The following is a 13035-nucleotide window of genomic DNA, read 5'->3' as shown; positions in this document are numbered from 1 at the left end:
CAGCCTAGATGGCGATTTTCCAGAGACGTGATTCATCGAACACGTCGAAAGCTTCGTGTTCCGGGTCCAGCGGCGGTACCACCAGTTCCGCGCCGCTCCCGGGCAGGCACGGCACCGAACCGAGCAAACGCTGGGTGTATTCATGGGCGGGCCGAGTGAAAAGCTGCTCCGCCGGAGCCAGCTCGACGACCTGGCCGTGGCGCATCACCAGCACGTTGTCGCTGACGTGACGAATCACCCCCAGGTCGTGGGAAATGAATAGATAGGCCAGCCCCAGTTCCTGTTGCAGATCGGCCAGCAGATCCAGCACTTGTGCCTGTACCGAAACATCCAGCGCCGACACCGGTTCGTCGCAGATGATCAGCTTCGGTTCGCTGGCAATCGCTCGGGCAATGGCCACACGCTGACGCTGGCCACCGGACAACTGCAAAGGACGTCGCAGGGCCAGCTCTGGCGGCAATCGCACCTGCCCCAGCAGATGGGTAATCCGCGCCGGACGCTGGCTTACCTCGACGCCCGCAACATGCAATGCATCATCAAGGATTTGCATCACGTTCCAGCGAGGATCGAAGGAGCCGAGGGGGTCCTGATAGATAACGCTGATTTCACGCCGTAGTGGCCGCCGCCGTTTTTCATCGATGGCATTGCCAGGCAGGTTCCAGGGGTGGCCGCGGTACAGCACTTGCCCGGCATCGGGTTGCAACAGGCCAAGGGCAATGCGGGCTACCGTGGTCTTTCCCGAACCGGACTCGCCTACAATGCCCAGGGTCTGCCCGGCGCGCAGCTCGAAACCGACGTCCTGTACCACCTGACGAAGCTGGCCATCAGGCCCCAGATAACGCTTGCCCAAGCCTTGAGCCTGCAACAACACGTGCCCCGCTTCGCCACTTTTGACGGGCGATGTCGGGCGTGTCACTCCAGACAAGCGACTCCCGCGAGGGTGTTCGGACGGCACGGCGGCCAGCAACTCACGTGTGTAAGGATGTTGCGGCTTGCTCAAGACTTGCAGCATCGGCCCTTGCTCGACCACTTCGCCATGGCGCAACACCACCACGTCATCCGCCAGTTGCGCCACCACCGCCAGGTCATGGCTGATGATCAGCAAGGAAGCGCCACGGGCCTTGATCTGCTGGAAGACTTCAAGAATCTGTGCCTGCACCGTGGCGTCCAGCGCGGTAGTGGGCTCGTCGGCAATCACCAGCGCAGGGTCCATGGCCAGGGCGCTGGCAATCAACGCCCGCTGGCGCAAGCCACCGGACAACTGCCCGGAGCGTTGGCGGGCGCGTAACGCAACATCTGGCACACCAACCCGCTCCAGCAACTCCAGCACACGTGCGCCACGCTGCTGCCGATTGCCGAAACCATGGGTTTCCAGCACTTCGAGGATTTCCTTGCCCACCGGACGCAACGGATCGAGGGACACCAGCGCATCTTGAAGGACAAAGCCGATGTCCTTGCCACGCACGCCCCGCCACTGACGCTCGCTGAGAGCCAGCAGATCGTGCTCACCAAAACTCAGCCGCCGCGCCGCCACTTCAGCGCGACTGCCCGCCAGGCCCACCAGACTGCGAGCACTGACGCTCTTGCCGGAACCGGACTCGCCCACCAGCGCCACACAACGTCCGGGTGCCAGCGTAAAGGACAAGTCCCGCACCACGTTGCGGCCTTCAAAGGCGATGCTCAGGCCTTCGACAATCAAGGTCTTGTCACTCATGGCAGGCTACCCTCCAGACGTTGTTGGATATAGCGGCCGGTCACGGTGGTAGACAACGTGGTCAACACAATGAACAGGCCCGGAAAGAACGTGAGCCACCAGGCATTGGCGATAAAGTCACGGCCCATGGACAACATGGTTCCCCACTCGGGCGCTGGCGGTTGCGCGCCCATACCGAGAAAGCTCAGTGCCGAAGCCCAGACAATCGCCTGACCAACGCCCATGGTCAGGGTCACCACCAATGGGCGCATGGCATTGGGCAGCAACTGGCGCAGCACGATGCGCGAAGTCGGATGCCCCAGCGCCCGCGCCGCTTCGATATAGCCGGCATTGCGCACGGCCAGAACCTGACCGCGAACCATTCGGGCATAACCGGGCGCAGCCCCCAGCCCGGTGGCAACAATCAACGGGCCGATGCCGCTGCCGAATACCGTCACAAACAACAAGGCAAGCACCAGGCTCGGAAAGGCAAACAGCACTTCCAGCAGCCAGCCCACCCAGCGATCAACCCGCGCACCACCCAGGCCGCCCAGCAGCCCGAGGGCAATGGCAATGCTCATCGCCAGTGCCGTGGCGGCCACACCGATAAACAGACTCTCGCGGGTGCCATAGACAATCCGGGCAAAAATGTCACGCCCTGACTGATCGGTTCCCAGCCAGTGCGCCCAGCCCGGCGCCTGAAACGCCTCGCGAGGCACGATGGCCAGTGGATCGATGCGGGTGAACAACTGCGGTGCCAGTGCCGCCAGTATCAGCGCGGCAAGAAACAGCAACGCCAGGCTTGCGCCCAAAGGTGGAAGGTGCAAACGCCGTTGACGGTGCAGCGGGCCGAAGGTCTGATCAAGAGTCAGGTCGCTCATGAGTTCGGCTCCTGTTGCCGTGGGTCAATCCATTGATAAAGCAGGTCCACCAGAATATTGGCCAGTACATAGCCGGCAGCCACCACCAGGCTGATGCCGATCACCAAGGGCAAGTCCTGGGCCTGTACTGCCTGATACAACTGGCGACCGACCCCCTTACGGGAAAAGATCACCTCGCAGACCACCGCACCACTGATCAACGCACCGATAGCCCAGCCGGAAAGCGACACGCCCGGCAGCAGCGCATGGCGCAAGGCGTGTTTGAAGCGCACCGCCAGATCGCTCAACCCCCGGGTGCGGGCTGTCAGCACGAAAGGTTGATCGAGTGTCATTTCAAGGGACTCACGGGTGACCTGAGCAATGAAGCCCGCCAGCGGAATGGCCAGAGAGAACGCAGGCAGCACCAGACTTGCCAGGCTGTCGCTACCCGCCGGTGGAAACCAGCGCAGACCAAAGGCAAATACGGCCAGCAGCACTACCCCAAGCCAGAAATGCGGCAAGGCGGCACTCAGGGTTTCAACGAATGACGCAGCGCCACCGATCAGTCGCCCGCGCCCGGAAGTGATGACCGTCAACAACAGGACCAGCACCCAGGCCAGCGCCAGTGAGGCCAGGGTCAGTTCCAGCGTCGCACCGCCCTGCTCGGCCAGCACGCGGGTCACCGGCTGATGCTGGGAATAGGAGTTACCCAGATCCCCCTGTAGCAAGCGGCCCAGATAGACCGCATATTGAACCGGCAACGGCTTGTCGAGGCCGTATTCCTGGCGCGTGGCTTCGATGGTTTCGGCTGTCGGGTTGCCGCTCGGGCCACCGAGAATGGCCAGTACCGGATCGCCCGGCATCAAGCGCAGGGCAAAAAAAGTCAGGGTTGCCACGGCCCACAGCACCAGCACGCCGCCCGCCAGACGAATGGCAGCACGGCGCCCGAGAGCAGTCAGGCGTTGGCGACGCGGATCAACCGCATCCAGAGACGTTGCGCTTGCACTCATTTCGTCACCCATGAGTCATAGAGATAAGTCACCGCCAGCGACGGCTCCAGGCGCACCCCGTGTGCGGTCTTGTAGATGCCCAACCGGGTGCTTTGCGGATAAGTGGTCAGCTCCAGGTATTGCGCAGCGATCTGCTTCTGGGCTTCGTAATAAATCGTGCGGCGCTGTTCGGGGTCCTGAGTGGCCAGAGCGCTTTCGATCAGCGCGTCGAATCCGGGATCGGCATAACCGGCGGTGTTCTGGTGATAGCCACCAACCCCGGCAGGCTGTACAAACGCAGAACTGAAAATGATCCGCAGCACATCGGGGGTATTGGTGTTCCAGTAGCCGATGCGGATGTCGTAATCCCAGGCGGCCTGACGCGCCGTGGACTGCACGTCGCTCATCTGTTCCATCACCAGATCGATGCCGACCTGACGGGTCGTCGCCTGGACCTGCTCCCACAAGGTCACCTCCGACGGTGGCGTACGTGAGCCGATCAGCACGACAGCCCGCAGACGCTTGCCGTCTTTGGTGCGATAACCCTCGGCGTCACGACCGGTCCAGCCTGCCTCGTCGAGTAATCGGTCGGCGCGGGCCGGGTCGTAGTCCTGAACACGCTCGAAGTCGGGGCTGTAGAACGGCGTCGCCACACTCAGCGGACCGCCCGCCCTTTGAAACTCGCCGAAATAGACACTCTTGAGCGCGCCCTCGACATCGGCGCTACGCACAAATGCCTCGCGCACCCGCAAATCGTCGAAGGGCGCGCGACGAATGTTGAAGGTGCCATTGGTAGGGTTGCCCGGACGCTGGGAGATGATCAGTTTCAAGTCAGGATTGCGCCGCGCCGCTTCATGGGACTCCGGTGGCAAAGCCTCGATCACGTCCACTTCACCGGCCTGCAGCGAGGCAAAGCGTACCGAAGGCTCCTGGATGAATTTCCAGACAATACCTTCCAGATAAGCCGGCCCCTGATGGCGAGCCGTGGGCGGTGCCCAGTTGTAGTCGGGATTACGGGCCAGCTGGACGTGGCTCTGCCGCTCCCACTTGACCACCTTGAACGGCCCGCTGCCCACCGGGCTTTCGCAGTTGGCATCGCGGCTGCGGGCCAGCGCCGTGGGCGACTGAATGCCCAGGAAACCCTGGGCCAGTACTTCCAGAAACGCGGCATAAGGCGTAGCCAGATGCACGATGGCGGTGTAGTCATCCACGACCTCGGTGCTGCGGTACTGGCGAATGTAGCCACCGGCGGTGCTGGACTGGGTCTTGGGGTTGGTAATGTGTTCGAGGTTGGCCTTCAGGGCTGCCGCGTTGAATGGCGTGCCGTCAGTGAAATGCACGTCATTGCGCAAATGGAAGGTGTAGCGCAGGCCATCGGCCGAGACTTCCCAGCTCTTTGCCAGCCAGGGACCGATCCGGCCTTCGCTGTCCATGGACACCAGCGAGTCCAGATACTGCTGGGCGACGAACACCTGGGGCATGTCGCCCGCCACATGAGGGTCGAGACAGGTGGGCTCGCGGTCAGTGGCGTATACCAGCGTACCGCCATGCACCGGCTGATCGCTCTGGGTCGCGACGTTCTCGGCACGCTCACAGCCAGTCAACGCCAGGGCCAATGTCGAGGCGGCAAATAAAGGGATAAAAGGACGGATATCGAATTTCAAGATCGCTCCCGGGGATGACAGGTCCGATGGCTTTGCATAGGCGGTTACCGGGGTATTGCAGGTCCCGTGCCGACTCTCAAACCATTGAATTAATTGACTTAAAAACAAAGTCCAGTGGTGAATGACCAACAAAATGTCCATGGGCTGTTGCTGTTGCAACAGCCGCGGACTGTGGGTTCATGACGGTTCTGCCGCCGCAAAGCGCAGCGGCTGCAAGGGCTGACTCAATGCTGCCGGGTCGCGGTAGCGCGCTGCCGGATGGTTGTTTGGCAAGCGCGCCTGCCCTGCTCCGAACAGCCGCTCGCGCAAGGTTTCGCCGGGGGTGTAGCGCTCACGAAAACGACCGCGCCGCCGCAGTTCAGGCACCACCAGGTCGATGAAATCCCGGGCAGTCTCGAACGACAGGTACTGGCGCAGGTTGATGCCGTCGATACCATCCACATCCAGCCAGCGCTCGATCTCGTCGGCGACGACTTGCGGAGTTCCAGCGACAAAGTAGCGATCCTCTTGCAGCCCGGAAAAACTGCCAAGCATTTCACCCACCGTGGTATCCGGGTCAAAACGGTTGAGCGAGCCCCAGCCGATATCGCCGCGCTTGATGATGCTGGACAGTCGCTCATGGGGTGGATACGCCTTCAGGTCTATGCCCATCTGGGCGTGGGCCATACCGCCGTCGGCGCTGATCAGGCGTCGATAGCTGTCGAGCTTGGCCGACACTTCTGCATCGGTGCGCCCGACGATCACCCCCGCCTGAACAATGAACTTGATGCCCGCCGGATCACGGCCCTGCTCCTCGGTGTTGCGGCGCATGGTGGTGATATTGCGCCGCACGTCTTCGTGGGTGATGCCGCCGGTAAACACCACTTCGGCATGTCGCCCCGCGAAAGCCGAACCTGCCGCAGAACCCGTGGCCTGGAACAGCACCGGCGTGCGCTGGCGCGACGGCTGGCACAGGTGCGGGCCGGCGACCTTGAAGTGTTCACCGACATGGTTGATATAACGCACCTTGGCCGGATCGGTGTAGATGCGCTGCTCACGGTCCTGAATCACCGCATCGTCGTCCCAAGAGCCTTCCCACAGCTTGTAGAGCACGTCGAGGTATTCGTCGGCGATCTCGTAGCGATGGTCGTGGGGCACTTCCTGATCCAGCCCGAAGTTACGGGCAGCGTTGGGCAGGTAGGACGTGACGATATTCCAGCCAACCCGGCCCTTAGTCAGGTGATCCAGGGTGCTCATGCGACGGGCAAAACTGAACGGCGGCTCGTAGGTGGTGGAAAAGGTCACGCCGAAACCCAGCTCACGGGTTACCGCTGCCATGGCCGGGACCAGCAGCATCGGATCGTTGCTGGGCACCTGCAAACCTTCGCGAAGGGCAGTTTCCGGGCCATTGCGAAAGCGATCGTAAACCCCCACCACGTCGGCCAGAAACACCCCGTCGAAAGTGCCGTATTCCAAGAGTTGAGCCAGTTCGGTCCAGTAGTCCAGATCGTTGAAGCGATGGCGGTTATTGTCCGGGTGAACCCACATGCCATGAGTGATATGGCTGACGCAGTTCATCTCGAACAGGTTGACGTGCAATTGTTTGGGCATAGCGCTCTCCTTGAATGGCGTTCAGACCGCGCTGGCTTCGTCGACAGCGCCCTGCCCATCAGCCTTGGCATGCAATGCTCGCCAGGCCGCTGTCGGGCTGACACCGTTGAGGTAGTAATTGCCCAGCGCCTGCTCGCGGTAGATCGCCGGGTTGTGGGAAGCCAGGGTGCGTGTGTTACGCCAGTGCCGGTCGAAATTGCGCCGGGTGCTGGTGGCCGAGGCCCCTCCGACTTCAAACAGCAACGTGCTGGCTTCCAGCACCTGGGCCAGAACAATCTGCTGGGCCTGATAGGTCTGTACTTCCGCTTCGGTATAAAGCTGCTCGACAACCACACCTGCCTGTTCGGCCTCGTACACGGCTTGCAGGCTGTGGCCGATGGCGGTGACCTGTGCCTGAGCTGCAAAGGCCAGGCTCGACAGGCGACCGATGACCCGCTGCACCAGCGGATCGTCGACCGGTCGGGACTGACCAGGAATGCCGAAGGCTCGTGTGCGGCCCTGCACGAAATCCACGGCATCGGCCAGCACGCCACGTGCGATACCGGCCAGGGTTGCCAAGTGCACGGTCTGATAAAAAGCCGTCAGGTAGGACTCGGCGCGCAGTTCGCCTTTCTTGAAGCGGCGCAGAATGTGCTCTGCTGGCACCTCAACGGCATTAAAGCGTGTGGTGCCGCTGCCGGTCAGGCGCTGGCCAAAACCGTCCCAGTCATCCAGCACCTCGACGCCCTGCGCCCTGGTCGGCACAGACAGGCTGACAACGTCATCACCCTCATTGGCGATGGCTGCCACCCAGTCGGCATAGAGCGTGCCGGTGCAGTAGTACTTTTGCCCGTCCAGGTGATAACCCGCGCTGGCATCTCCAGGCACTCGCGCTTGCAAGGCTACGGTGTTGCTGGAGCTGTCGTTGCGTTCAGCCATCGCAGCGCCCCACAACTCGCCTGCGGCCACCTTGGCGAACCAGTAGGCCTGGGAGCTGGTTTCACGGGATGACAGCCGTCCTTCGACAAAACCCAGGTGCGCCCGCAGGATTTGCGGCAGGTTGGAGTCGGCTTCCCCCAGACGCACCAGCCAGTGCAACAGTTGTGGCAGGCTTGCGCCCCACCCGCCATATCGGCGCGGAACCCGCAACGCGCCGAACCCGGCCTCACGTAGCCAGCCAACCGGCTCATGGGCCAGCTGGCGTTGCTGCTCGCGCTCTACGGCGCCCGCGGCAATCCGCGCAATGATCGGCGCGAAGCGCGCTTCCAGTTCAGCATCGGTAATAGGCAGTTCAGACTCATGACTCATGGCAGTTCCTTGCATTCATGGATAACGGCGTTCAGAACCGGAACGCCACCCCGGTCGTCACCGAGAAAGCGTCACCCGGATAGAAATTCGCCGAGTCCTGGCCATTGGCGTTGTAGGCCGTATTGGCGGCAGTGGCGTAACGCTCGTCAGTGAGGTTGCGCAGGTCGGCGAAGACCTCCCACTTCTTGCTCGGTGCCTGATAGCCGACCTTGGCTCCCCAGAGCACGTAGGACGGTGCCTGCCAGCTATTGGCGTAGTCGACGTAGTAACTCGACGCGGCACGCAGGTTGAGCGAGGCGTAAAAGCCGCTTTGCTGGCGATAGGCAAGTTCGGCCTGATAGACATGACGTGGCAGGCTGGGCAGCTCGTTGTCGCCAAAGGTGTCGTCGTGGCGGTAGTGGAAATCGTTGAGGGTGTAGGCCTGACGCAGGTCAAGGGTGTCGCCGTTGGCACCCGACCAGAGCAGCGCGCTCAAGCCGGCCTCAATGCCCTGGTGAATGGTCGGGCTGGCATTAGACGTGGCGGTGAGCTGATCCTGAGTCGCAGTGGCTTGCTGCACCACGACGGTCAACAGCTCTTTCTGAACCCAGGAACGGTAAAGAGTCAGGCTGCCATCGAAAATACCCTTGCTGCCGCGAATGCCCACCTCGAAAGTGGTCGCCTTCTGCGGCCTGGCATCGAACAGATAAGGGTTGCCGGTGCTGCCCAGTTGCCAGGTCACCGGCGGATCGATGCTGCGGCTGACATTGCCGAACACCTGGAAATCCGGCGTCAGTTGATAGCGCAGGCCGATACGTGGCGCGATGTCGTTCTCGGTGTATTCGACACTGTCGGGAAATTCACTGGTGTTGATGCGGGTGCTGTACTCGATCTCGGCCTTGCGTTTGATCGTGATGAACGACACCCCCGAAGACAGCCATAGCCGGTCAGTCAGTTGCAACTCATTGCCAAAACTCAGCACCGTGTCCCGGGAGCCGGTGTAGTTGGTTTCCTGCAATTGGGTGCCGGTGCTGGCGCTGTGGGATTTGACGTCGGCCAGATAGGCCCGCGTGTTACTGAAGATGATGCTGCTGTCGCTGGGTAAGCCGAAAAAGCTGTCGCCGGTACGGAAATAGCGCAGGGTCAGGTTTATATCCTTGGAACGCCAGTCCTGTGGCTCAACGGCGTAGCGCCAGCCGTTGAGCAATGGGTAATTGTTGTAGGCCGCCCCCACTTCAAGCTTGCCACCATCGTCGAAAGTGTAAGTGGTCTTGTTGGCCAGAAACGTGGTGCCGTCCTTGCGGCGTCCGGTGGGTACAAGGTTGCTGCGCGGGTCGTGTTTGAGCTGCTGGCGAGTCAGGGTATTGCCGTTGATGAGGTCCTCTTCCCGGTACTTGAGGAAAAAGCGCGTCTCCAGTTTCGGGCTGAACACATGCCCGAAGTTGGCCGCCAGACCACGGGCCTCGTTGGAGGCATGGTCCTGATAACCGTCACGCTCGTTGTGCTGGATATTGATGTAGTAATCGCTGTCACCGACCACGCCGCCAGTGCTCAACTGCTGCTTGCGATAACCGTAGCTGCCGACCTCGAAACGGGCGTAATTACCCGGATCGGTACGCCCGGTCTTGCTGACGAAATTGATCGCACCGCCCAGCGACAGGGCTGCATATTCCGAAGCATTGGCGCCATACAGCACTTCAGTGTGATCCACGGCCTGCATGTCCAGGAAGTCTTCCTGGGTTCCACCGGGGCCAGTGATCGGCAGACCGTCGAAGAGGAACTTGGTCCCCAGCACATAACCTTGATAGAAGGTATTCAGGCCGGAGCCACGGATGGAAATCTTGTTGGCACCGCTGCCACTGGTGGCCTGGGCGAACACTCCCGGTTGCAGGGCAAGCACATCCTCGGCACTGCCTGCCTTGCCCTGCTCGACCTGACGGTTATCGACCACTGCGGTATTGCCGGCCACCTTCTGCAAGCGCTTGCGGTCCTTCTGCGCCTCGCTTGCGGCAGTGCCGGTAACCGTCACTTTGCCCAGCGTCGTACTACCCGATTCATCGGCCGCCTGGGCAAACGGGCCGAGCAAGGCCAGCAGAATCGGCACGCTGGCGGCGCTGCTCAGATGGGGTAAATAACGTCCGCTTTTTCGTTTTATCGCCTGCACGGCAAGTACTCCTTAATTGACAGGCCGATATTCAAATGGCCACTACTTGACCGACTTTGAACAGCGCCAACCGTTATGAAAGTTCACAGTGCAGATGTCGTGCCAGCAATTTAATAGTGGTTTTTCTCTATACAGACACCTTTTAACAAGTTGAACAACCGTACAAACTGACTGATTGATGTTGCGCTGCAAACAGTTGATCGGCTCTGAAGCATGAAAAACCTGCGAAGGCTCTGAATCAAAAGGCGTAGCGGGGTTTTCGCTGTAAACAGATGCAATTCATACACGCTAACAATCCGTAATATGCATATAACCACTACTGTTTACCCTGCAACAGCCCACCGACAAACTTTACGATTTTTAATCACTTCTTTATCAACACCTACGTCCAAACACCAACTTTACGGGCATCTAACATCTGGCACAGAACCTGCTCAAGGCCCAAGACTGGCCTGACTATGCCCATAGAACGCCGATACCTTTTAACGACGAACTTGGGAGACATAAATTGCACGCTATACAACAGGACCGATTGCGTCTGGCCATCCGCCACGCCTCTTTCACAATGGGGCTGGGATGCGCCTTGATGATTCCAACCATGACTTGTGCCGCAGACTCAACGCTGAGCACCGTCACCGTCCAGGGAAGCCGCCAGTCTGAAGCCGAAAACGCCAGGAGCCAGCTAGCCGAAGTACCCGGCGGCACCAGCGTGGTCGACAGCGAAGAAGTAGCAAGAGGCCGCACCGCCAACCTGCAGGACACCCTTGGCTATCAGCCCGGCGTGTTTGTGCAATCCACTGGCGGTAACGACGCGGCGAAAATCTCCATCCGGGGCTCCGGTGCCAACACCTCGCCCGGTTACTTTCGTGAAGGCATCAAGTTCTTGTTCGACGGCCTGCCGATCACAGGGCCAGGAGGCACACCCTATGAATTCCTCAATGCCTCGGGCGTGAATTACACCGAGATATTGCGCGGTGCCAACGCCTTTCAGTACGGCGCATTGACCCTGGGTGGCGCGGTGAACTTCGTCAACCACAGCGGCTATACCGCACCGGGCCTGCGCTTGCGCGCAGAGGTCGGCAGCTACGGTTACCAGAAGCAGACGCTAAGTGTCGGCGGTGTGGAAGGCCCGCTGGACTACTACCTGAACGTCGACAATTACCGCAATGAAGGCTATCGCGACTACAGCCTGTCCAAGAGCTCCGGCGTGGTTGCCAACCTGGGTTATCGTTTCAGCCCGAAACTGGAAACCCGCCTGATGCTGCGCTACCGCGACGAGTTCCACGACGACCCCAGCGCCACCACCCTGGATGCAATCAAGCACAACCCCAGACACGCCAGTGCCACGGCCGAATCCAGTGGCGCTGGCAGCCGCAGGCCCGGCAGCCTGTGGCTGGGCAGCAAAACCCTCTACACCTTCGACGACGATGCACGCCTGACCCTGGGCTTCGCCTATCACGACTATGCCCACAACAATAATCCGAACAGCCCGAGCAACCCCAGTTACTGGGACTGGCATGACCTGAACCTGCTTGCAAGCTACGAGCGCATCGATAGCTGGTTTGGCCATGAAAGCCGCAGCTCCATTGCCTTTACCTCCACCCAACATCTGCGTGGAGAGGTCAATTCGACGACGGCATCGAAGGTTCCGCTCAAGCAGGTCAACTACAAGGACTCCTCCGACCGGGTCATCTCCCTGGGCAATGACCTCAACCTGATCGATCGCCTGTGGCTCACCAGCGGCGTGTCATTCATCAATGTGCGGCGCAAGGTCAATATCGATCAGGCGGTCAATCCCAACACCACGACTTTCGCCACTCACGAGGACTACGACAACTGGAGCATCGCCCCGCGCATCGGCCTGCGTTATGAACTCAACCCGCAACTGCAGGTATTCGCCAACTTCAGCCGCTCCATCGATCCACCGGCTTCGTGGGAGTACTCAGGCTCCGGCCCGACCACGCCTTATATCCGCACGTTGGTAGAACAGAAAGCCAATACCTTCGAGGTGGGCATCAAGGGCTCGTCCGGGATCTTCGACGGCAGCCTGGCGCTGTATCGCTCATGGATTCATGATGAGCTGCTGAACGTCCAGTTCATCGCCGCAACCTCGACCTCCGCAGCAGTGACCGGGGCCTTCAATGCCTCACCGACCATTCACCAGGGCGTGGAAGCGGGCCTCAATACCCGGCTCTGGGAAAACCCTCAGGGTGACCAGTTACGCTGGCGTCAGGTGTACACCTGGAACGACTTCCACTACCGCAACGACGAAGCGTTCGGCGACAACTCGTTGCCCGGCATCCCGAGCCATGTTTACCAGGGCGAGTTGCAGTACCGGCATCACGGCGGCGTTTACACCGGTGTGAACGTACAATCAGCCTCGCGCACCGCAGTGGATTACGCCAATACCTTCTATGCGCCCTCATACACCATTTGGGGAGCAAACATCGGCTACGAAGCACCCAAGGGCGACTGGAAAGTTTCACTGGATCTCAAGAATCTGGCGAACAAGGCCTATGTCTCGGCAGTGACGCCGCAGTACAACGTGGCCGGGGCCGATACGGCGTCGCTGTATCCGGGGGATGGAATCGGGGCTTATGTGGGGTTTGAAGTGAGGTATTAAGACTGATGCCACCTGTAGGACCGGATTTATCCGGGAAGCGGCCTGTAAATCCACTGCATCTCCTGGATCAGGAAGAATGTCTTCCCGGATGAATCCGGTCCTACACCGGCTGCGTGAAGACGCAGCCCGTACAACCCGCCCGGTTCTATCCTTAGCGCCACAAAGTCTAATTTTCCAGACCGATCT

General features: G+C 60.5%; 8 protein-coding genes. 1 reads left to right on the top strand and 7 read right to left on the bottom strand.

The features are described 5' to 3' along the window. Window positions 1-4: 4 nt before the first annotated feature. The 7 genes from CKW23_RS16345 to CKW23_RS16315 form a co-directional block, all read right to left on the bottom strand. Window positions 5-1714 carry an ABC transporter ATP-binding protein gene (locus CKW23_RS16345; RefSeq protein ID WP_025260223.1) on the bottom strand — a complete coding sequence of 570 codons (1710 nt, stop codon included), beginning with the start codon at window positions 1712-1714 and terminating at the stop codon, window positions 5-7. Next, a complete protein-coding gene (locus CKW23_RS16340) occupies window positions 1711-2574 on the bottom strand; it encodes an ABC transporter permease (protein ID WP_095067972.1) in 864 nt (287 codons plus the stop codon). The genes CKW23_RS16345 and CKW23_RS16340 overlap by 4 nt, the downstream gene beginning before the upstream one ends. Beyond that, window positions 2571-3563 carry an ABC transporter permease gene (locus tag CKW23_RS16335; RefSeq protein WP_038400406.1) on the bottom strand — a complete coding sequence of 331 codons (993 nt, stop codon included), beginning with the start codon at window positions 3561-3563 and terminating at the stop codon, window positions 2571-2573. Before CKW23_RS16335 ends, CKW23_RS16340 begins: the two co-directional genes overlap by 4 nt. Further along, window positions 3560-5158 carry an ABC transporter substrate-binding protein gene (locus CKW23_RS16330; RefSeq protein WP_236249416.1) on the bottom strand — a complete coding sequence of 533 codons (1599 nt, stop codon included), beginning with the start codon at window positions 5156-5158 and terminating at the stop codon, window positions 3560-3562. The genes CKW23_RS16335 and CKW23_RS16330 overlap by 4 nt, the downstream gene beginning before the upstream one ends. A gap of 225 nt (window positions 5159-5383) precedes the next feature. Next, a complete protein-coding gene (locus tag CKW23_RS16325; protein ID WP_025260227.1) occupies window positions 5384-6796 on the bottom strand; it encodes an LLM class flavin-dependent oxidoreductase in 1413 nt (470 codons plus the stop codon). A 21-nt stretch (window positions 6797-6817) separates the two neighbouring features. Continuing rightward, the gene (locus tag CKW23_RS16320; RefSeq protein ID WP_025260228.1) at window positions 6818-8083 is read right to left on the bottom strand and encodes an acyl-CoA dehydrogenase family protein; all 1266 of its coding nucleotides are present in this window, start codon (window positions 8081-8083) and stop codon (window positions 6818-6820) included. Between the two features lie 31 nt (window positions 8084-8114). Next, a complete protein-coding gene (locus tag CKW23_RS16315) occupies window positions 8115-10226 on the bottom strand; it encodes a TonB-dependent receptor domain-containing protein (RefSeq protein WP_025260229.1) in 2112 nt (703 codons plus the stop codon). Between the two features lie 598 nt (window positions 10227-10824). Between CKW23_RS16315 and CKW23_RS16310 the strand changes: the two genes are divergently transcribed. Continuing rightward, on the top strand, window positions 10825-12849 hold the full coding sequence (locus tag CKW23_RS16310) for a TonB-dependent receptor domain-containing protein (RefSeq protein WP_236249410.1): 2025 nt from the start codon (window positions 10825-10827) through the stop codon (window positions 12847-12849). Window positions 12850-13035: the final 186 nt, after the last annotated feature.

This window comes from Pseudomonas sp. Irchel 3A18, from assembly GCF_900187465.1.
In the GTDB taxonomy this organism is placed as follows: Bacteria; Pseudomonadota; Gammaproteobacteria; order Pseudomonadales; family Pseudomonadaceae; genus Aquipseudomonas; species Aquipseudomonas cichorii.
The sequence above is the reverse complement of the archived record's forward strand: the minus strand, read 5'-3'. Positions and strand labels throughout refer to the sequence as shown.

What these genes read in the sequence shown, in the direction of transcription:
- CKW23_RS16340 (WP_095067972.1), bottom strand. Translation starts at nt 2,574, where the DNA reads ATGAGCGACCTGACTCTTGATCAGACCTTCGGCCCGCTGCACCGTCAA.
- CKW23_RS16335 (WP_038400406.1), bottom strand. Translation starts at nt 3,563, where the DNA reads ATGAGTGCAAGCGCAACGTCTCTGGATGCGGTTGATCCGCGTCGCCAA.
- CKW23_RS16310 (WP_236249410.1), top strand. Translation starts at nt 10,825, where the DNA reads ATGACTTGTGCCGCAGACTCAACGCTGAGCACCGTCACCGTCCAGGGA.
- CKW23_RS16325 (WP_025260227.1), bottom strand. Translation starts at nt 6,796, where the DNA reads ATGCCCAAACAATTGCACGTCAACCTGTTCGAGATGAACTGCGTCAGC.
- CKW23_RS16345 (WP_025260223.1), bottom strand. Translation starts at nt 1,714, where the DNA reads ATGAGTGACAAGACCTTGATTGTCGAAGGCCTGAGCATCGCCTTTGAA.
- CKW23_RS16320 (WP_025260228.1), bottom strand. Translation starts at nt 8,083, where the DNA reads ATGAGTCATGAGTCTGAACTGCCTATTACCGATGCTGAACTGGAAGCG.